At 37.3% G+C, this 21,144-nt stretch carries 16 protein-coding genes and 1 riboswitch; of the genes, 10 read left to right on the forward strand and 6 right to left on the reverse strand.

Annotated elements, in window-relative coordinates; all coding sequences use genetic code 11:
- Positions 1–14 precede the first annotated feature (14 nt).
- The 6 genes from J7E81_RS17840 to J7E81_RS17865 all read right to left on the reverse strand — a co-directional run bounded on the left by J7E81_RS17840 (position 15) and on the right by J7E81_RS17865 (position 9,639).
- The gene (locus tag J7E81_RS17840; RefSeq protein ID WP_215044486.1) at positions 15–1,223 is read right to left on the reverse strand and encodes an MFS transporter; all 1,209 of its coding nucleotides are present in this window, start codon (positions 1,221–1,223) and stop codon (positions 15–17) included.
- A gap of 15 nt (positions 1,224–1,238) precedes the next feature.
- Positions 1,239–1,652, reverse strand: coding sequence for a MarR family winged helix-turn-helix transcriptional regulator (locus J7E81_RS17845; RefSeq protein WP_215044488.1), 414 nt, complete (start codon positions 1,650–1,652; stop codon positions 1,239–1,241).
- Positions 1,653–2,047: 395 nt separating this feature from the next.
- Positions 2,048–5,497: a methionine synthase gene (gene metH, locus J7E81_RS17850; RefSeq protein WP_215044490.1), complete on the reverse strand. Its 3,450-nt coding sequence runs from the start codon at positions 5,495–5,497 to the stop codon at positions 2,048–2,050.
- Positions 5,475–7,334: a bifunctional homocysteine S-methyltransferase/methylenetetrahydrofolate reductase gene (locus J7E81_RS17855; RefSeq protein WP_215044491.1), complete on the reverse strand. Its 1,860-nt coding sequence runs from the start codon at positions 7,332–7,334 to the stop codon at positions 5,475–5,477. Before J7E81_RS17855 ends, metH begins: the two co-directional genes overlap by 23 nt.
- A 2-nt stretch (positions 7,335–7,336) precedes the next feature.
- Entirely contained in the window at positions 7,337–8,524 is a 1,188-nt protein-coding gene (metC, locus tag J7E81_RS17860) for a cystathionine beta-lyase (RefSeq protein ID WP_215044493.1), read from the reverse strand.
- 2 nt (positions 8,525–8,526) lie between these two features.
- Positions 8,527–9,639 carry a methionine biosynthesis PLP-dependent protein gene (locus tag J7E81_RS17865; protein ID WP_215044495.1) on the reverse strand — a complete coding sequence of 371 codons (1,113 nt, stop codon included), beginning with the start codon at positions 9,637–9,639 and terminating at the stop codon, positions 8,527–8,529.
- 134 nt (positions 9,640–9,773) lie between these two features.
- Positions 9,774–9,887: riboswitch (SAM riboswitch) on the reverse strand.
- Positions 9,888–10,275: 388 nt separating this feature from the next.
- Between J7E81_RS17865 and J7E81_RS17870 the strand changes: the two genes are divergently transcribed.
- The 10 genes from J7E81_RS17870 to J7E81_RS17915 all read left to right on the forward strand — a co-directional run bounded on the left by J7E81_RS17870 (position 10,276) and on the right by J7E81_RS17915 (position 21,062).
- Positions 10,276–12,216, forward strand: a complete 1,941-nt coding sequence (locus J7E81_RS17870; RefSeq protein ID WP_215044497.1) for a lasso peptide isopeptide bond-forming cyclase — start codon at positions 10,276–10,278, stop codon at positions 12,214–12,216.
- 14 nt (positions 12,217–12,230) lie between these two features.
- On the forward strand, positions 12,231–12,362 hold the full coding sequence (locus tag J7E81_RS17875) for a paeninodin family lasso peptide (RefSeq protein ID WP_215044499.1): 132 nt from the start codon (positions 12,231–12,233) through the stop codon (positions 12,360–12,362).
- Between the two features lie 151 nt (positions 12,363–12,513).
- The gene (locus J7E81_RS17880) at positions 12,514–13,452 is read left to right on the forward strand and encodes a phosphoenolpyruvate carboxykinase (ATP) (RefSeq protein ID WP_215044501.1); all 939 of its coding nucleotides are present in this window, start codon (positions 12,514–12,516) and stop codon (positions 13,450–13,452) included.
- Complete coding sequence (locus tag J7E81_RS17885; RefSeq protein ID WP_215044503.1) at positions 13,449–13,745, forward strand: lasso peptide biosynthesis PqqD family chaperone; 297 nt, start codon at positions 13,449–13,451, stop codon at positions 13,743–13,745. The genes J7E81_RS17880 and J7E81_RS17885 overlap by 4 nt, the downstream gene beginning before the upstream one ends.
- A 27-nt stretch (positions 13,746–13,772) precedes the next feature.
- Positions 13,773–14,228 carry a lasso peptide biosynthesis B2 protein gene (locus J7E81_RS17890; RefSeq protein WP_215044505.1) on the forward strand — a complete coding sequence of 152 codons (456 nt, stop codon included), beginning with the start codon at positions 13,773–13,775 and terminating at the stop codon, positions 14,226–14,228.
- 19 nt (positions 14,229–14,247) lie between these two features.
- Positions 14,248–15,435, forward strand: a complete 1,188-nt coding sequence (locus J7E81_RS17895; RefSeq protein ID WP_215044507.1) for a nucleotidyltransferase domain-containing protein — start codon at positions 14,248–14,250, stop codon at positions 15,433–15,435.
- A gap of 12 nt (positions 15,436–15,447) precedes the next feature.
- On the forward strand, positions 15,448–17,247 hold the full coding sequence (locus J7E81_RS17900) for an ABC transporter ATP-binding protein (protein WP_215044509.1): 1,800 nt from the start codon (positions 15,448–15,450) through the stop codon (positions 17,245–17,247).
- Between the two features lie 178 nt (positions 17,248–17,425).
- Positions 17,426–18,151 carry a YveK family protein gene (locus tag J7E81_RS17905; RefSeq protein WP_215044511.1) on the forward strand — a complete coding sequence of 242 codons (726 nt, stop codon included), beginning with the start codon at positions 17,426–17,428 and terminating at the stop codon, positions 18,149–18,151.
- The gene (locus tag J7E81_RS17910) at positions 18,138–18,794 is read left to right on the forward strand and encodes a CpsD/CapB family tyrosine-protein kinase (RefSeq protein ID WP_251028725.1); all 657 of its coding nucleotides are present in this window, start codon (positions 18,138–18,140) and stop codon (positions 18,792–18,794) included. The genes J7E81_RS17905 and J7E81_RS17910 overlap by 14 nt, the downstream gene beginning before the upstream one ends.
- Positions 18,795–19,235: 441 nt before the next feature.
- A complete protein-coding gene (locus J7E81_RS17915) occupies positions 19,236–21,062 on the forward strand; it encodes a polysaccharide biosynthesis protein (RefSeq protein WP_215044513.1) in 1,827 nt (608 codons plus the stop codon).
- Positions 21,063–21,144 lie beyond the last annotated feature (82 nt).

Here is a 21,144-nt window from a genome sequence, read left to right on the forward strand (position 1 = left end):
CAATGTTAAAAAACTTAAATTTCCTGTCCTTTTGTTTGTTGGACAGATTCCTTTGCCGAAGCATTTTTTTTCGTATGAAGGAAGTAAAAAAGAACCAATCCAATTAAGATATAAAACGAAGAGAAGCAATAAAGAGTACTGTAATCCATCTTTGAGGCAATAACCCCAACAATAAACGAACCTAACGCAATTCCGGTATCATAGATGGATAAGAACGTGGCCGTTGCCAAACCTCTTTTTCGAGGTTCTGCATCTTGAATCGCGATCGTTTGGAAGGTTGGGAAAAGGGTACCCCAGCCAATCCCAATCAATCCTGCTGAAAAAAGGAAGGTAACCGCTCCATTACTTTGACTCAAAATAAACATACCAATCGCGAAAAGAACGATACATGGGAAACTAATCACATTAGGACCATGCTGATCCAGCCATTTACCTGTGAAGGGTCTTGACGCTAATAAGACAATCGCGTAGACAACAAAGAACATGCTGGCAATGTGCTCTAAGTGAATTTCACCTGCATAAATCGATACAAATGATAATAGAGCAGAATAGACAATCGCCATAAAGCTGCCAACGATTGAAATTGGCACGGCAGAAGCCTCAAACAGGCTGCTGATGGAAAAAGAAGAATGAGCTTTCGTTTGTTCAGGAGTTTCAAATGTATTATGTTTCACAATTAACCCTGTTATTAAAGAACAAAAAGCTACAATCACACTTAGAATAAATAATGGACGAGCACCCCATTGCTGCATCGCCAATAACCCCACAAACGGGCCAAAAACCATCGCTAAATTGGTTGACATCGCAAAATAGCCCATTCCTTCACCACGACGGGAAGCAGGAATGATATCTGCCACAATTGTCCCAACGGCTGTCGTCGCCATACCAAACCCAATCCCATGTAAGAGACGGATCACTAAGAAACCACCAACGGTTTTAGGTAAGAAATAAAGAAGTGAGGCTGCAGCGAAAAGAAAGAGTGCTGTTAGCAATACCTTCTTATTACCCGCCCGTTCAAGCCATTGTCCGGCAAGAGGCCGAGAAATAATCGCTGATAGTAAAAAGACCGTTGTCATCAAGCCTGCCATCGAAGAGCTACTATGTAATTCATCAAGGGCGTAAGAGGGAAGTGTAACAAGCAAGATGTAAAAAGTTAAAAATAGAAAAAGATTACTAAAGGAAATACTAATAAAGTTTTTTGTCCATAGTTTAGGTTTGTTCATGTGATGCACCTCAATTTATAAAATTTGCTGTAACCAGCTTTTTTGGAGTTTTACGAGTTGTTCTCGAGATTCAATGGGAAAGTCTCTCATGAGTTCATGATTGACCGAGTTAACAATATGCTCCCATTTTGAATATTCCTGATCAGCCAATTCTGTTAGCTGAACATGTTTTTCACGTTTGTCTTTCCCGGGGACTTGAGTCACATACCCTTGTTTTACTAAACGTTGAATGGTTCTTGTCATGGGCGGCGCTTCAACAAATAGGTAATCACAAAGTTCTTTTTGTGTCAGTGAACCTTTATTTTTCAGAACGTAGATAAGAGCCCACTGGGCACTGTATAGTCCTAATGGTTTTAAGGCTTCATTAAGTTTGTTGGTGAGATGTCTTGAAAGCTGATGAAGTGTATGGAATAATTCGTGGGTTAACATGGTTCGCTCCAATGTTTTTAAAATTAGTTACCTAGGTAACTATAGTGGAGATTGTAGAAATTGTCAAGGTGGGATTGAAAAAATGGGCAGGATTTGTGGGAGAATGGGATTTACGGAAATAATTGAAATTTGTACGGAATTAATTAGAAAATACGCGGAATTAATTAGAAAGTGCACGGAATTAATTAGAAAGTACACGGAAATAATTAGAGAGTGTACGGAATTAATTTGAAAATGCACGGAATTATTCCGGCTTCCCACGGGTATAACGCAAAGAAACGCGCAATAAATCAAAATTCCACGGGAAAATCAAAAATCTCACAGAATTACATATGCGCAAAATCCTCAAATCCCATACAAAACAAAGAATCCGCTGAAGAACCGCGGACTCTTTCTTATCTATTCACATTAAAATACCGAGCCTCAGGATGTGCAAACACAATTGCTGAAACCGATGCTTCAGGTTCCATCATACAGCCTTCCGTTAATTCAATCCCGATCTCTTCAGGGTGAATTAACTTAAACAGCTTCTTCTGATCTTCTAACTCCGGACAAGCCGGGTAACCAAATGAGAAACGCTGCCCTTGATATTTGGCCGTAAAACGATCCTGCATCGTGAAATCAAGCGGATCTGGGAATCCCCAGCGATCGCGCATCTGGCGGTGAATCAACTCGGCAAAGCCTTCAGCAGACTCAAGCGCCAATGATTGAAGCGCATGACTTTCAAGGAATCGTCCCTCAGCCTTAAACTCATCTGCTTTTTGGCGAATCCCTCTTCCAGCTGTCACTGTAAAGAAGCCAACATAATCCATCACACCGCTGTCAACCGACTTTAAAAAGTCAGCTAAACAAAGGAATGGTGCGGATTCCTGACGAGGAAAATCAAAGGTCTCAATAATAGTCTTTTGATCTACCGGATTATAGATATAGACCTTATTCCCGTCCGATTGCGCTGGGAAAAATTGATAGGCCGCTGCAGGTGTAATCCAGTTATTTGCACTGGCATCTGCTAACAATTGATCTACCGTTCCTTTAATTTTTAAGGCTTTATCATCCTTTTCGGCAAGCAGCTTCGAAAGTTTTCCTTTCAAACCAAGATGATGGCCGATCAACATTTGCATATTGATATAAGGCTCAATATGAGAAAGAGAATAAGATCTTAAAATATGTCTCTTCGTGTCCATCGGCGTAAAGACAGGTACCTCTGTTGACACCGCAGGTTTCACTTTTACCGCGACAGCACTAGCTGCACGGGTTGGTAATTCCCGTGGAATCTCCAAAGCTGCCAGCTTTTCTTCTTTATCTTCAAGCAGCTTTTGATACTCTTCTGGTGACTGTAATTGATTGGCAAGCGATAGACCGTTCATGGCATCCTTTGCATAAAGGACCAATCCATCATATTCCTTGGCAATCCTGGTATCGGTGAACTTACGAGATAGGGCAGCACCGCCAACAAGAATCGGCACAGAAATCCCAGCTTCTTTCATATCTTGGGCCGTTAACACCATTTGCTGCGCTGATTTCACCAATAAACCAGATAATCCGACCATATCGGGCTTCTCTTCACGAATCGCTTGCACCAAATCCGTTGGAGTAACCTTAATCCCTAAGTCAACGACGTTATAGCCGTTATTACTTAGGATGATATCTACGAGGTTTTTCCCGATATCGTGAACATCACCTTTAACCGTTGCTAAAATAACCTTCCCCTTAGAGGCAGAAACATCGCCTTTTTCCATATGAGGCTCTAGGAAGGAAACAGAGGCTTTCATGACCTCCGCACTTTGCAGAACCTCCGCGACAATTAACTGGTTATCATTAAAGAGGCGGCCAACTTCTTTCATGCCATCCATTAATGGACCGTTAATAATATCTAATGGAGCAGGGTAGGAGGCAAGCGCTAATTCTAAATCAGGAAGCAAACCTTCTTTTGTTCCTTCAATCACATAGTAGGCTAAGCGCTCTTCCAATGTCATATTTGGTATGGTTGTCTTTGCTTCCTTCTTTTTCCCACGGTAAAACTCGGTAAATGTAGCTAATGTTTCATCGGTTGTATCAAATAACAAAGCCTCTGCTAATTGCACTTCTTCCTTTGAAATCGAAGCAAAGCGCTCCAGCTTTTCCGTATTCACAATCGCATAATCCAAGCCAGCCTGCGTACAATGGTAGAGGAAGACCGAATTCAGCACCTCGCGTCCGACAGGAGGAAGACCGAAGGAAACGTTACTAATTCCAAGGATGGTCTGCACTTCCGGCATCGCTTCTTTAATCATCCTAATTCCTTCTACGGTTGCCTTAGCTGAGCCAATATATTGTTCATCCCCTGTACCAACTGGGAAAACAAGCGGGTCAAAAATGAGATCTTGTGACTTAAGGCCATATTTATGAACTAACAGGTCATGGGAACGTTTGGCAATGGCCAGTTTCCGTTCAGCTGAAACTCCCATTCCTTCTTCATCAATTGTTCCCACAACGACAGCCGCACCATATCGGTGAATTAACGGTACAATCGCTTCAAAGCGCTCTTCGCCATCCTCAAGGTTGATCGAGTTGATAATGGCTTTCCCTTGAGAATATTTGAGTGCTCTTTCGATGACCTTTTCATCCGTAGAATCAATAACAAGCGGAACCTTAACCTTTTTAACGACTTCCTTAATGAAATTCTCCATATCAATCATTTCGTCACGATCGGGATCGGCAAGGCAAATATCAATAACATGGGCGCCGCCCTTAACCTGAGCGCGGGCAATTTCCGACGCTTCTTCAAATTTGCCTTCTGTAATTAATCGTTTGAATTTACGAGAACCGATAACGTTTGTACGTTCTCCAACCATGATTGGCCGTAAAGTAGGATCATCGTAAATAAATGGCTCAATACCAGAAACCATGTGCGTGCTTGTTGATTGGAACGGACGTGGCTGGTATTGTTTCATCGCCTCAGCAATGACCTTGATATGTTCAGGTGTTGTACCACAGCAGCCGCCGACAATATTCAACCAGCCATGTGCCGCAAAATCGGAAAGCTTTTTCGCCAATATTTCTGGTGTTTCGTGATAGTGTCCGTCTTCATCAGGCAAGCCGGCATTTGGATAACAGCTGACAGCGGTTGTTGCCAAACCTGCAAGTGAACGAATATGGTCCTGCATGAATTCAGGGCCGGTCGCACAGTTAAGACCGACGGCGATCGGATTCATGTGTTCCACAGAAATAAAGAACGACTCAATTGTTTGCCCGGCCAAGGTTGTCCCCATTGGTTCAATGGTTCCGGAAATAAACAGCGGCAGGGTTTTACCCGTTTTTGAAAAAGCACTTTGAATTCCTACAAAACCAGCTTTCACATTTAATAAGTCCTGGCTAGTTTCTAGTAAAAGTAAATCAACACCGCCATCGATTAACCCAATCGCCTGCTCTTCATAAGTAGCAGAGAGGGCATCGAAAGTGGTTCCGCCTGTTACACTTAAGGTTTTGGTTGTCGGACCCATGGAACCAGCTACATAACGAGGCCATTCATCGGTCGATACGCTCATTGCTTCTCTGACAGCCAGCATCGATGCGATTTTATTAATCTCATAAGCTTTAAATCCCAGTTCATATTCATCTAAAACAAGGCTTGTTGCCCCAAACGTATTCGTTTCAATAATGTCTGCACCGGCTTCTAAATATTCCCGATGAATACGAGAAATGACGGAAGGAGCTGTTAGAACGAGGTGTTCGTTACAGCCCTCATACTGCTCGCCGCCAAAATCTTCTGCTGTAAGATCGGCTTGCTGCAGCATTGTACCCATTGCACCGTCCATGACTAAGATGCGCTTTTTAAGTTGTTCAGAAAATGGTGTTTTCGGCATAGCTGCCCCCCCTAATCTCACTAGCCCGCTGGTTTGTATAAGCAGCAAGTTCTGCTGTTAATTCAAACCTTAAGAATGGTGTAATTAAATAAATTCCATTAAATAAATCTAATGCTGTATCAATCAAGGACTTCGTAATCGCAATTCCTTCTCTAGCGGCCTGAAGCGGGTTATCATTCAAGAGAGCCATCCGGTCACGAATCGAATCGGCAATTTTGATCCCAGGCACTTCATTATGAAGAAACTCTGCGTTTTTACTGCTGGTTAACGGCATTAAGCCAATGTAAATCGGTGTATCAAGATGTTTGGTATTTTCATAGACTTCAATCAATTTCTCCTCAGAAAAAACTGGCTGAGAAATAAAGTAATCGGCACCATATTGAATCTTCTTCTCCAAACGCTTTACGGCTTTCTCAACCGAGCGGACATTTGGATTAAAGGCTGCTGCTACACTAAAAGCTGTTTTTTGTCCTAAATCTTTACCAGAGAAGGACAAGCCTTCGTTCATCTGTTTGATCATTTGAATCAGTTCAAACGACGACACATCATAAACGGAAGAGGCACCAGGGAAATCTCCGACTCTAGCAGGGTCTCCCGTAATCGCTAAGATATCATTCATTCCAAGGGTGTGAAGTCCCATTAGGTGCGATTGCAGCCCGATGATATTGCGGTCACGGCAGGCAAGATGAATCAGCGGGCGCATAGCGTATTCATTTTTTAAAAGATAGCCTAAGGATTCATTGGAAATCCGAACGGTTGCCAGTGAATTATCCGCAAGTGTGATCGAATCGATTCCCGCTTTTTTAAGCGCCTTAGCCCCTTCGAAAAACTTGGTCGTATCCAGCTTCCGAGGAGGGTCTAATTCAACAATCACTGAAGGCCGTTCTTTCACGATTTCCTGCAGGGGAGTGAATTCCCTTTTAGGAGTTGATTCGACAATAATCGGCTTTTGTTTCAATTTTACAACTTTTTCAGTCACAGGGATACTATTCTTTAATTCAGATGCATAGGCGCGAATATGGTCGGGTGTTGTACCGCAGCAGCCGCCGAGTAACCGAACTCCTTGACTGCGAAAGCTTTGCGCTGATTTTTGAAAATAATCGGCATCGCCTTCATAATGAAACTTTCCGTCTGTATAGGTAGGAAGGCTGGCGTTTGGATACGCAGAGAGAAAGGCATGCTTTGGAATTTCCACCTGTTCTAAAGCTAATAACATATGGTGCGGACCTAAGCGGCAATTGAGGCCGACAACATCGGCGCCAAGGCCTTCCAGTCTTTTTAACGCATCATTAACAGGTGTCCGGTCCTGTAAGAAACCAGGGTCCTGAAGGGAAACCTGAGTGATAATGGGCAGCTTTGTTTCCTTCCGGGCAATCGTTAGGACGGTTTCAAGTTCTTCTAAATCGTAAAAGGTTTCGAGCAATAGCCCATCCACACCTTCAAGGAGCAAACAATATAATTGCTCCCGAAAGCTCCGTTTTAATTCTTCTATTGTCATCGAACTTGTTTTAATACCACGGTTGCCGCCAATAGTCCCGACGACAAAAGCATTTGATTGAGCGGCTTTTTTAGCATTCCGGACGGCAGCGCTGTTGATTTCCTTAACCGAGTCTTCTAATCCATATCGCTGCAGCTTTAAATAATTGGCCGCATAGGTATGGGTTTGAATCACATCCGCTCCGGCATCAATATAGGCTCGATGAATATTTTGGATTTGCTCCGGTTGAGATAAATTCAACTCTTCCGAACACGTATCCACACCGAACGAATATAGCAGCGTGCCCATCGCACCATCCGCAATGAGGATTTGTTTTTGTAATTTTTCTAAAAGGTTCATAATCATTCCCCTTGATGTAGGACGAGATGTTTAGTACGAACTTGCTCAAGTGCCTGCGAAAAATCTTTTATTAAATCATCAGGATTTTCAAGTCCCACTGATAGTCGGACGAGTCCATCGGTAATTCCGCGCTGATGGCGGTCCTCACGAGACATAGCAGCATGAGACATTTTCGCTGGATAAGAGAGAATGGATTCTACCGCACCTAAACTGACGGCAAATACAGGTATTTTCACATTCGCAACAAAGGTGCGAAGCGCATCTTCAGTCGCTAATTCAAACGATAAAACAGCTCCTGGACCATCTGCTTGCTCTTTTTGAATTTGATATTGCGGGTGGCTTTCAAGCCCTGGATAGTGAACTTTTTCCACAAGTGGATGGGAATCTAAAAATTCTGCCATTTTTATCGCTGATTTTTGTGATTGCTCGAGGCGGACACTTAGCGTCTTAATTCCTCGTAGTACGAGCCAGGCATCTTGGACACCCAAGATGGCACCAAAACTATTTTGTAAGAATCCTAAGCGTTTAGCTAACTCTTCATCTTTAACAACGGCAAGACCTGCTACGACATCACTATGTCCTGCCAAAAATTTCGTTGCACTATGAAGGACAACATCTGCACCAAGTGCTAACGGTTTTTGGTGGGAAGGAGTCAGGAATGTGTTATCAACAAATGTTAACGCTCCGATTTCTTGTGCAATCCTACTAACCGCTCTAATATCCGTTACTTTCATTAATGGATTGGAAGGTGTTTCGACATAAAAGGCTTTTGTATTCGGCTGAATCGCTTCTTTTACTTCCGCCAAATTGGTCATATCGACAAACGTATGTTCAATCCCAAGTCTTGTCAGAACTTGAGTGACCATCCGGAAGGTACCGCCGTACACATCCTCGGTGATCACAATGTGGTCCCCAGATGATAGAAGAAGGAAGGCAGTTGAAATAGCGGCCATTCCTGATGCAAACGCAAATCCTTTCACTCCGCCTTCAAGTTCTGCAATTACATCCTCAAGTGCTTCACGAGTTGGATTCAAACTGCGGCCATAATCATACTTCCCAAATGAATCAAAATCAGCTTGATGGAAGGTGGACGCATGCTGGATCGGTACACTAACTGCCCCTGTTACTGGATCAATTTTATGCTTATTGTGGAGCAGTCTGGTTTCAAAGCTATATTCTTCGTGTGCCATTATTATGCGATCACTCCTTCTTGAACTCTAGCAAAAGCGTTCTGTAAGTCTTCAATAATATCTTGTGAATCTTCAATTCCAACAGAGAAACGTAATAAACGGTTGCAAACTCCGGCTTGAATGCGAATCTCTTCGGGGATATCCATATGTGTTTGCGTTGCTGGGTACGTAATGAAGCTTTCCGTTCCGCCTAAGCTTTCGGCAAAACTGATTAAATTTAAATTCTGTAAGAATGGATTTACCCATGCTTCGTCTTTAATTCTAAAAGAAACCATTCCACCGCGTCCTGGGTAGAGAACATCTGTTATAGCATCACTGTTTGAAAGGAATTCAACGATGGCTTTCGCATTCTTTTCATGTCGGTCCATGCGTAGGGACAATGTTTTCATTCCGCGCATTAATAACCAAGAGTCGAATGGACTTAACACCGCACCGGCTCCGTTGTGATGGAAGGCTAAGCCTTCACAAAGTTCTTTACCTTTCGCTACAACAAGGCCAGCCAGGACATCATTATGACCTCCAAGGTATTTCGTTCCGCTGTGGATGACAATATCCGCACCAAGGCTGATCGGCTGTTGTAAAAGCGGTGTATAGAACGTATTATCTACGATTAACAATAATCCATGCTGCTTAGCAATCTTTGAAATCGCCGCAATATCCGATTCCTGCATAAGCGGATTGGTTGGTGTTTCTAGGAAAATCGCCTTTGTTTGCGGAGTGATTTTTTTCTCCACTTCGTCCGGACAACAGGTATTTACGTATTGAGTCTTTAAGCCCCATTTTTTATAGCCTTTTTCTAATAGGCGGTAAGTTCCGCCATATAAATCATCGCTGACAATCCATTCATCACCAGATTCAAATAAGGCAAGAATAAGTTGGATAGCAGCCATTCCAGAACTGCAGGCAAATCCTTGATCCGCACCTTCTAAATCAGCGATCGTCTTTTCAAGGAGCTGACGGGTCGGGTTTCCTGTGCGGGTATAGTCAAACCCGGTTGATTGCCCGATTCCTTCATGGCGAAAGGCTGTAGAGAAGTATACAGGCGGGTTGACGGTTCCAGTTGTTGTTTCGCTGCGGTTGCCTATTTGGGCAAGTTTTGTATCGATTTTGTACATGACGGACACTCCTTGTAGTAAATAAAGTTTATAATGTTTCGCATTAACGCGATTGAGTAATAAAGCTTTTAGATAAATAAAAAAAGTCTTCTTATAAGAAGAAGACTTTTGGATGCACAACGCATTTGTCATTCTTCTTATCTTGCAAATTAGTAAATTTGCAGGACTTAGCACCTTTTCAATGAGAAAAAACATTGAAGGTTGCTGAGGTGTCGCAGGGCCCTTCCCTCAACCTCTCTTGATAAGAAAACAATTATTAGATTATTTATAAAATTTACTACAAATTTTGCGGTATGTCAATTTGTTTTTTTAGCAATAACTATATCAATGAAGAAACTAGGCGAAAAATCTTTATATAAAAATATATTAATAGTTAATGGAAAAATTGTTGACAGTGGTAGTTTATGGATTTATTATAGGGTTATAAGTTGTTCTCAATAAAGAACTAATATAGGTATTATGTAATGGGATTTAGTAGTTTTGATACATAACATTAATAAAATTATACCATAGATTCAGGAAAATAAATGAAAAGATATTTCCTTTAGTTAACTATGGATTTGATGTTCTATTTAGTGAACTTACATTTCGGTTAATAGATTTTTAAACTGGTGAAATGTATGGCAGGAGGAAAAGATGAGCGCTATAGCCGGAATATATCATTTAAATGATGAACCGATCAATTTAGAACATGGAAACAGGATGATGAAAGAATTAGAAAAATATCCGGCTGATGATGTTCAAACTTGGCATAACGACAAAGTCTTCCTTGGCTGCCATGCTCAATGGATCACACCTGAGTCTGTGGGGGAGAAACTTCCTTATTATGATCATGAGCGGAAGTTAGCGATTACGGCTGATGCAATTATTGATAATCGGGATGAATTGTTTGAGAGGTTACAAGTTAATAAGAGAAAACAAAAAGATATTACTGATAGCGAACTAATATTGCTTTCTTATCATAAATGGGGAGAGGATTCACCTAAATATCTAATCGGTGATTTTGCCTTCGTTGTATGGGATGAAATAGAAAAAAAACTTTTTGGAGCAAGAGACTTTTCGGGTGCCCGTACTCTTTATTTCCATTTTAATAATTCTCGATTTTCCTTTAGTACAGTAATTCATCCCTTATTTTCTATCCCTGATGTTAATAAGGAATCTAATGAACAATGGCTTGCGGAATTCTTGGTATTATCAGGTACTATTGATGCTGTGGATACTTCAATTACTCCATATAAAAATATTTTTCAAATTCCACCTTCTCATTACATTTTGGTGGAAAAAGGGAAAATATCATTTAAAAAATACTGTGATCTAAAGCAACAAAAACCAATAAAACTAAAAAATGATGAGGAGTATGTTGAAGCCTTTCAAGAGGTATTTCAGGAAGCAGTGAATGCTAGATTACGTACTCATCTAAATGTTGGTGCTCAACTTAGTGGTGGTTTAGATTCTGGTGCTGTAGTAAGTTATGCAGCTAGGACACTTAAAGAAAAAAATAAGAGTTTATATACTTTTAGTTATATTCCACCAAAAGATTTTGTGGATTTTACCCCAAAACAACTATTAGCTGATGAACGACCTTTTATTAAATCAACAGTAAATTATGTTGGGGGAATAGAAGATTATTATTTGGATTTTCATGGAAGAAATTCTTATTTAGAAATAGACAGTTTATTAGAAGTATTGGAAATGCCTTATAAATTTTTTGAGAATTCCTTCTGGTTAAAGGGAATGTTTGAGAAATCTAATGAAGCTAGGGTTGGGTTATTACTAAACGGCGATAGAGGAAACTTCAGCATTTCTTGGGGATTTGCCTTAGACTACTATTCAATTCTGCTGAAGAAACTAAGATGGCTACGCCTTTATCAAGAATTGGATAGGTATTCAAAAAATATTGGAGGACCAAGATTAAAAAGGCTACCGGAGATAATTAGTGTGGGATTTCCTTTTGTAAATCAGATTTTAGAACATGGAACTACATATAAACTGCCAGCTTTAATTAACCCAGTATTCGCCAAAAATACGCACGTATACGAAAAGCTTAAAGAATACGGGATTGAAAAAACAGGTTGGTTTCCTCCATCAACAATTTTTAAGGAAAGAAAGCGGCACTTTGAAAATCAATTTATGTGGAATGCAGGTAATACTCTTGCAGCAAAATTATCATTACACTACAAGCTATCCAAACGAGATCCGACAAATGATTTACGAGTAATTCGTTTTTGCCTTTCAATACCCGAGGATCAATATGTGCAGAACGGAGTCGACCGCTCTCTAATAAGAAGAGCAACTAAAAATCTTCTTCCGGATGATGTCAGATTAAATCAGCGTATACGTGGTGTTCAAGGTGCTGATTGGGTCCATAGACTAATTCCTCAATGGGATGCATTAAAGAATGATTTAAAAATGCTTAGTACTGATAAAAAAACTCTACACTTTTTAAATGGTCAAGTCATAAATAATGCATTAGTAAAGCTAAAGGAAGGACCTAAACCAGAGAATGCAACCGATCCAGAATATAAAATATTAATGCGTAGTTTAATTGTATCAAGATTTATTAACCAATTTACTTGAAAGGAGGTGAGATTATGAAAAAAGAATGGCAAAAACCTGAATTGCAAGTTCTAGATGTAAAAATGACAATGCTTGGAAAAGACGGCGATTTTACTGATGCAGCTTTCCCACAAAACACGCCAAAAGGTAAATTGACTTTTAGCTAATTGAAAACTAAAAAGTTATTTTAGTCTATACAGGTGCCATACATAGGTAACCTAGTAGATTACCAAAAATTCAAAATAAATATGATGAAAGCCCTTATATTTAAATATTGTAAGGGCTTTTCTCATAACTATTGTTATTGGAGGAAATTTAATGGTGAAAACTGAAAAAATGCTTACCTATAAAGCATTTGGTTTTTCTATTATAAGTCAGATACCTTTACCTGAATTAGAAGCGATTGATTTTACCAACTTAGAATCTGTAGATATTGAAGTGAAATTTGTAGATTTAACAACTAAGTGGTCAGAAATGTCAGATGACAGAAATACTTTTGTTATAAAAAGTAATTTTGTTCTATTTCAAGTTCCTGATGTAGCTATCTTTTCGGTTCAGGGGGGAACAACAATACTAGTCTCACCTTTGAAAGAAAATAAGGAAGATGTAATGAGACTCTATATTTTAGGAACATGTTTTGGTGCAATATTAATGCAAAGGAAAGTACTACCTCTGCATGGCAGTGCAGTTGTAATTAATGGGAAAGCATATGCTTTCGTTGGAGATTCAGGAGCAGGTAAGTCAACAATTGCATCAGCATTTTTAAATCAAGGATATCAACTATTAAGTGATGATGTAATAGCAATATCATTTCCACTGGAAGACTCTATTCCATATGTTATACCATCATATCCTCAGCAGAAGTTATGGAAGGATAGTTTAGAAATCCTTGGAATGGAAAGAAATAATTATCAACCAATATATGGTAGGGAAAATAAGTACTGCATTCCTATTAGCACCCAATTTTTTTCAGAAGAGATACCCCTCGGTGGTATCTTTGAATTAAAGAAGACAGAAAATAAAGAGTTCAATATAATTCCAATCAAAAACTTAGAACGTTTTTATAAACTTTATTATAACACTTATCAAAAGTCTCTAATACCAAATTTGGGCTTGTTGGATTGGCACTTTGTTACAACTTCAAAAATAATTGAAACTATTAATATGTACCAATTAGAACGTCCTCTTACCGGTACTAGTTCTACTCAAATTGTAGCTGGAGTTTTAAATACAATTAGCAAAGGAGAATTGGAATGATTAAAAATGTAAGTATAACGCTGGGAGATACTGTTAGGAAGACTGAAGGTCATATTACTAGTAATATGGGTGGAGAAAAAGTAATGCTAAGTATTAAGAATGGAAAATATTACAATGTAGGAGATATCGGTGGTGTTATTTGGGACCTCCTTGATGATACAACCTCTGTTAGTGAATTAGTCGCTAATTTAATTGTGGATTATAATGTTAGCCAAATTGAATGTGAAGAACATGTAGTTTCTTTTTTGAATATTTTATTGGATGAAGAATTAATTGAAATTAAAAATAGTTAACCTAAATAAATTAGGTAGGGAGCACTAATGAAATTGTTTAGAATGGTCCGGTTATTCTTGTTAATAGATAAGGATGTTAAATTGCTTTTGATCGAGGCATTTTTCCTTTTGGGATGGGCTCGAATTATTAAAAATAGGTCCTTTTCTAAGGTGGCTCCTTTGTTAGGAGAGTACATGAGTGAAACTACCATAAATGTTGATGAATCAGAAAAACAGATACTAATGAAAGTTTCTGAGGCGGTAAATCTAATGAGTCGTTATACGTTTTGGGAAAGTATGTGTCTTGTTAAAGCAATTGCCGCAATGAAAATGTTGGAAAGACGCCACATTGAAAGTACTATTTACCTTGGAACATCAAAAGATAAAAATGGTGAGCTAATTGCTCATGCATGGCTGCGTAGTGGGCCTTTCTACATAACAGGCGCAGAGGTAATGAATAAATTTGTTGTTGTAAGTAAATTTGCTAAAAAGGTACGTGTATAAAATAAATAAGGAGAAAGCTATGGATAATACATTCAGTCTCAATCTTTCTCAAGTCCCTATGGAATTAAAACTGATTATTGAAATACTTAAAAGTGAGGATATTGATAAAGAGCAATACAATTTAATAGAACTCCTTAAAGATACTAAGTGGGAGTTGTTTTTAGACTTAGCAATGCATCATCGTGTTTATCCATTATTATATTCTAAATTAACGAAAATGGATAAAAATCTAGTCCCTTCTTATGTGCTTCAAACAATTACCCAAACCTATGTATTTAATACATACCAGATGTTACAATTCAGTGGTGAAATGGAAGAAATTAGTAGACTGTTTAATAAGAATGACATTCGACTTCTTTGCTTAAAAGGTCCTGTAATAGGAGTAGACCTTTATGGGGATGTGTCACTACGAACATCGGGTGATTTGGATTTTCTTATTTCGATTGATGATTTAGTAAAAGCTGAAGAGTTGTTATTGAATATTGGATACGAAAAAGATGACTATATTAAAACAGTATTAAATGATTGGAAATGGAGACATCACCATATTACATATATCCATCCAGAAAAGAAGATGAAAATAGAAATTCATTGGAGATTAAATCCGGGTCCTGGGAAAGAGCCGAATTTTAGTGATTTGTGGAAACGGAAAAGAAAAAGCTCTCTCACTAGTTATCCAATATACTATTTAGGTAGAGAAGATTTATTTCTATTTCTTGTTTCTCATGGAGCAAGGCATGGTTGGTCTCGTTTAAGATGGTTATTAGACATAAATCAAATTTCAGGGCAGGAAGTCAATTGGGATCATCTCACTATTCTTTTAAAAAAATTCAATTTTTTTGATGTAGGAGGCCAAGCACTTATTTTGTCTTCAGAATTATTTAATACTCCTATAATAAAAGAAATGAAGATTTTAATTAATAACAATCGGGCAATTAAATTAGCGCAAGCCGCTATTTTTTATCTTGAAAGAATGGTAAATCTGCATAATGATCCTGTGCCAACTGAAATAGCAAGATATCATAAAACTCATTTGTTTAGTTTAATGTCCAAGAAGCAAAGGCTTGTATTTATTACCAGTTTCATGTATCCATATCCAGAAGATGCTGAAACATTGCCATTACCGAATAAGATACATTTTTTATACTTTCTATTACGTCCTTTTTTATGGGCCTGGAGGAAAGCTAAGTACCGTACGGTAATTTAGGAGGAAGTGTAGATGGAGCAACTTTTATATTTTACTAGACGTTTACAATCCCTTGCAGGTCCGATACTTTATTTTAATCTAATCGGTATGGTATTAATAAGTTTATTCGAGGGGGTAGGCATTTTATTATTAGTACCATTGATAAACCTTAGCGGGTTAGTGGAAGTTGATTCCCAAACTACCCCTGCGTTATCTTGGTTATCAAGATTGTTTGGAAGTTTACCTAGATCTTATAGTTTAGTTATAATTTTGAGTGTTTTTATTTTAATAATTGTTGGGCAAAGCTTTTTTCAAAGAAAGCAAACCATTTTAAACGTTAAAATTCAGCAAGGATATATTCGACATTTACGTGAGGATATTTATAAGTCTTTGTTACAAACTAATTGGGAATTTTTTCTTAATAAAAGAAAATCGGATCTCATTAATTTAATGACTAATGAAATAACACTAGTGAGTGCAGGAACAAACTTGTTTCTTCAATTATTAACCTCAATTGTTTTTACTCTTATTCAGTTAGGAATTGCATTTTTGTTATCTATCCAGTTGACTTTATCTGTCCTTATATTTGGAATAGGAATAATCCTTTTTTCAAGAAGGTTTATTAATAAGTCAAATGTTTTAGGAAAAGAAACATATCAGCTTACTCAGGCGTATACTGCAGGTATTACTGACCACTTCAATGGGATTAAAGATATAAAAAGTAACATGTTAGAAGGAATCCACATCAGACTCTTTAATGATTTAAGTGAAAAGATGGAAAAAAATCGAATAGAATTAATAAAGGTTAATACAATTTCGCAATTTATTTATAAGGTAATTTCAGCTATTTTAATAGCATTTTTTATGTTTTTTTCTATAAAAATAGTTAATGCGAAACCTGCACAATTAATGCTAATTGTGGTTATTTTTTCAAGGTTATGGCCTAGATTTAGTGGTTTGCAATCAAATCTAGAGCAATTAGGCTCAATAATCCCCTCCTTTAACGCACTATTAGAATTACAAAGTAAATGCAAACAATTTAAGGAATTCGATGAATTTGCCCACAATCACATTGAGCCATTTAGAATTGAGAAACACATTGAATGTAAAAATGTATACTTTCGGTATAACTCTAATCAACCGGTTTATGCATTGGAAAATATTAATCTAATTGTCCCAGCAAATAAGATGACTGCGATTGTTGGACGTTCTGGAGCTGGAAAAAGCACATTAATTGATTTATTAATGGGTCTTAATTGTCCTGAATCTGGTCAGGTTCTAATAGATGGTAATCCATTGGATACTGAAAATTTGCACTCATTAAGAAAGTCAATTAGCTATGTTCCCCAAGATCCTTTTTTGTTTAATGGTAGCATACGAGAAAATATGTTCATTATAGATCCAAAAACGAGTGAAAAGGAAATATGGGAGGCTCTAAAATTTGCAGCAGCTGAAAACTTTGTAAGAAATTTACCTAATGGGCTTGATACTCTAATTGGTGATAGGGGGGTTAAGTTATCTGGTGGAGAACGTCAGAGACTTGTATTAGCTAGAGCAGTTTTACGAAAGCCATCAATTCTTATTTTAGATGAAGCAACAAGTGCTTTAGATACAGAAAATGAAACAAGGATTCAAGAGGCGATAGAAGAGCTCAAAGGAACAATGACCGTAATTGTAATTGCACATCGATTATCAACTATTAGAAATGCTGATCAAGTGGTTGTATTGGATGAAGGGAAAATTATTCAAAATGGACAGTTTAACCAATTAGCCAATGAAAAAAGGGGGCTGTTTAGTAATTTACTAGAAAAGCAAATGGGAGTAAGTGTTTGATTCATTTTGATTTCCTTATTTTATACAATATATGATTGTTAAAATATACATTGTTATTGACATGTTCTTTATAAAGAACTAATATAATGAATATAGTTCTGTATTTAATTTTTTTCAAAAAAGGTTCATTATGGAGAACGGAAGTAGTTTAGTGATGTCATATTGGTAAGGTGGTAGAATGGAACGTTTAAATGGGATTAATGGTAGAAATAAAGCAAAGGAAATTAATTTAACGGAGATATTCACAGTTCTAAAAAGGAATCTTTGGATAATTGTATTAGTTACAGTTTTAGCAGGAACAGCAGGAGCAATATTAAACAATGCGTCTACTACACCTTTATATGCATCTTCATCAAGAATTATTATTGGGGCTGATGAAGAGTCAAGAAAAACGCTTCAGGTTATAGTAAAAGATTCGGTTATATTAGATAGAGTTATTCAACAACTAGGACTAAATTCAACAACTGAGGAACTAGCCGGAAAAATTACTGTTACTAGCATTGATTCATCTCAAGTAGTTAGTATTACTGTGATAGATCCAAATCCTGAACAAGCAGCAAACATAGCGGATACCACAGCTCAAATCTTTAGGGATGAAGTTCCTAATATTATTGGTCAAGATTATGTTCGACTATTATCAAAAGCAAAGGTAAACCCTGTTCCAATTAATCAAAAAAACAATAATAAGCTTTATCTTGGCATAATTGGGGGTCTTGTTGTTGGAATCGGATTAGCCTTTTTATTAGATTCATTCGATGATAGGATCCGACCTAATCATGATATTGAAAACCTACTGGGTCTTCCCTTATTAGGAAGAGTTCCAAAAGTAACCAAAAGAAATGTTAAAAAGAGAAGCATGAAATTTCAATTGGAATCTAGAGGTGAGAATATTGGTCTTAAATAAAATTCGAAGATTTTGGTCGGCAGAAAATAGAACAATAATTGCACACACTCATCCTGATTCTGTGATTTCTGAACAATTTAGAATGATTCAAACCAATATGAAATTCATCATGTCAGAGCAAAACAGCCGTACTATATTAATTACTTCTTCAGAAGACGGTGAAGGAAAATCTACAATAGCGACTAACCTTGCTGTTTCGTTAGCCCAGCAGAAGAAAAAAGTTCTTTTAATCGATGGGAATTTAAGAAAGCCTGCTTTACATTCTTTCTTTAATACATCAAATAAGATTGGTTTAACCGATGTTCTTACAGGAAGAGCATCATTTTCTGAGGCTATAATTCATACTGAAGTTTGGAGGCTGGATTTACTAACAAGTGGAGTAGTTCCTTTTAATCCAGTTGAATTAATTGGTTCACAGAGGCTGCCAGAGCTCCTTAATAAGGTAGAACAAAGTTATGATATTATTATAATTGATTCCAATTCAATCTTAGAGGTAACAGATACTAAGCTTCTTGCAAGTCAGTGTGACGGAGTTATACTTGTAACTCAAAATGGAAAAACCAAATTAGAAAAAGCTGCTGAAGCAAAGAAAGTAATTGAATTTTCCAAAGCAAATATTGTGGGAATAGTTTTAAACCAATAATTAGCTTAAAGGGTAAAATTTTTTTGAACTATTGTTCGTTATTAGAAACGTATTGATGCTTGGTAATTCTTTATGCTTATGGAGATGTCTCCTTTCCAATATCAATGGAGGCACTCGATCATGCTGTGGGTTATAACCTTAGACACAAGTTGTCAAGAGTGTGATGTGAGGGAGGGTTAAATGCCCTATTTTACTAATAAAAATTTTTAATTATACGTTCTTAATTGAGAATATATAATTAAGGATTTTTAAAAGGAAGTGATATTTTGAAGAATGATAATCTTTATCCAAAATGTATTAAAAAGGCAGTGAGGTATATTAAGCAAGATGCCTCCAGAGATCAATTGGTTGAAATCAAAAAAGTGATTGACAATGCAATCCGAATTAGAACAAAAACAACAATTTAATTCCATTACAAGGAATAAATCTAGGGGGGGTTATATGTCTTATCAACAACGATTATCCTTATTTATACTTATAGATTCATGTATAGTATTAACTGCTATTTTTATAAGCTGCTTTTTAGTAAATGGAACGATTCAGGTTGTAACCTTTCCAGTCTTAATAAGCTGTATTGTTATTTTACTAGGTCATTATACATTATCATTTAAATTTCATTTGTACAAAAAAGCCTGGGAATATGCGAGTGTTGGTGAATTGTTAAGTATCTTAAAGATTGTAACTATCTCTGTATTTCTCGCAGCTATTTTCCAACAGTTAATCGTTCATGAAATATTTTTTCGATTACTTGCCGTAACCTGGTTACTTAATATGTCTATAATTGGAGGGTCTCGTTTTTGTTGGAGAATACATAGAGATGCTCGTCTTAATAAAATGGTTAATAAAAAAAGAACGCTAATTGTAGGGGCGGGATCGGCTGGAACTATGGTGGTGAGGCAGTTAATACAAAATATTCAAGCGGACCTTTTACCAGTTGCTTTTATTGATGATGACCCTAAAAAACACAGACTTGATATATTAGGTGTTCCTGTGGTGGGAAGTATCGATGATATCGAGAAGTCCGTTATTGAGTATGAAATAGATAATATAGTGATTGCCATACCATCATTGATGAAAAAAGAGTTAAAAGCTATTTTCCTAGAATGTGCAAAAACAAACGCTAAAACACAAATATTACCAATGTTAGAAGATTTAATGACTGGAAAAGTGTCAGTTAGTCAATTTCGTGATGTACAGGTAGAGGATTTACTAGGTAGGGAACCAGTTGAATTAGATATCAATAGAATATCAGATAATGTAACGAATAAAGTAGTTTTAGTTACTGGTGCCGGAGGATCAATAGGATCAGAAATATGTAGACAAATAGTGAATTTTAATCCCAAAACACTAATTTTATTAGGGCATGGTGAAAATAGCATCTATTCTATTGAAATGGAATTAAAAGAAATGAATAAAAATACTACAATTGAATTAATTCCAGTGATTGCTGATATACAAGATGAAAAGAAATTGATGTCCATTATGAATACATACCAACCTGATATTGTTTACCATGCTGCAGCTCATAAACATGTTCCTCTAATGGAAGCAAATCCAGAAGAAGCTGTTAAAAATAACATTATTGGGACAATGAAGGTAGCAAAAGCTGCGAGTTGGAATGGTGTAAAGACCTTCGTTATGATATCAACCGATAAAGCGGTGAACCCTACGAGTGTTATGGGTGCGGCAAAAAAGCTAGCCGAAATGATTATCCAACATATGGACCAACAAAGTAATACTAAATTTGTTGCGGTCCGTTTTGGAAATGTATTGGGAAGTAGAGGAAGTGTAATTCCTTTATTTAAAAAGCAGATTGAAAAAGGAGGGCCTGTTACAGTTACCCATCCTGATATGATTCGCTACTTTATGACCATTCCAGAGGCGTCAAGATTAGTGCTTCAAGCAGGAGCACTTGCAAACGGAGGAGAAATTTTTGTATTAGATATGGGTGACCCTGTAAAAATTGTAGATTTAGCAAAAAATCTAATCAAACTATCGGGTAATTCTATTGAAGAAATTGGTATTGAATTTTCAGGAATTAGACCGGGGGAAAAATTATTTGAGGAATTATTAAAAGAGGACGAGGTTCATGAACAGCAAATTTACCCAAAGATTTATATTGGGAGAACTTCTGAATTGTTAATAAAAGAAATCGAAGAAATAGTTCTAACATATTCTAGCATGGAAAAAGAAGAAATAAGGGCAAGACTCATTGATCTAGCTAACTATAACGTAATGCCGAAATCAAAAATTTCAGTTCCAGTGTAACGATGTTACTTAGATCCAACTTTAATAAACAGTATTATCCCCCTTGTGGACTTGGAATAATATTTCTTTCAGCGACAAAAGT

Source organism: Bacillus sp. ISL-18 (assembly GCF_018613415.1).
In the GTDB taxonomy this organism is placed as follows: domain Bacteria; phylum Bacillota; class Bacilli; order Bacillales; family Cytobacillaceae; genus Neobacillus.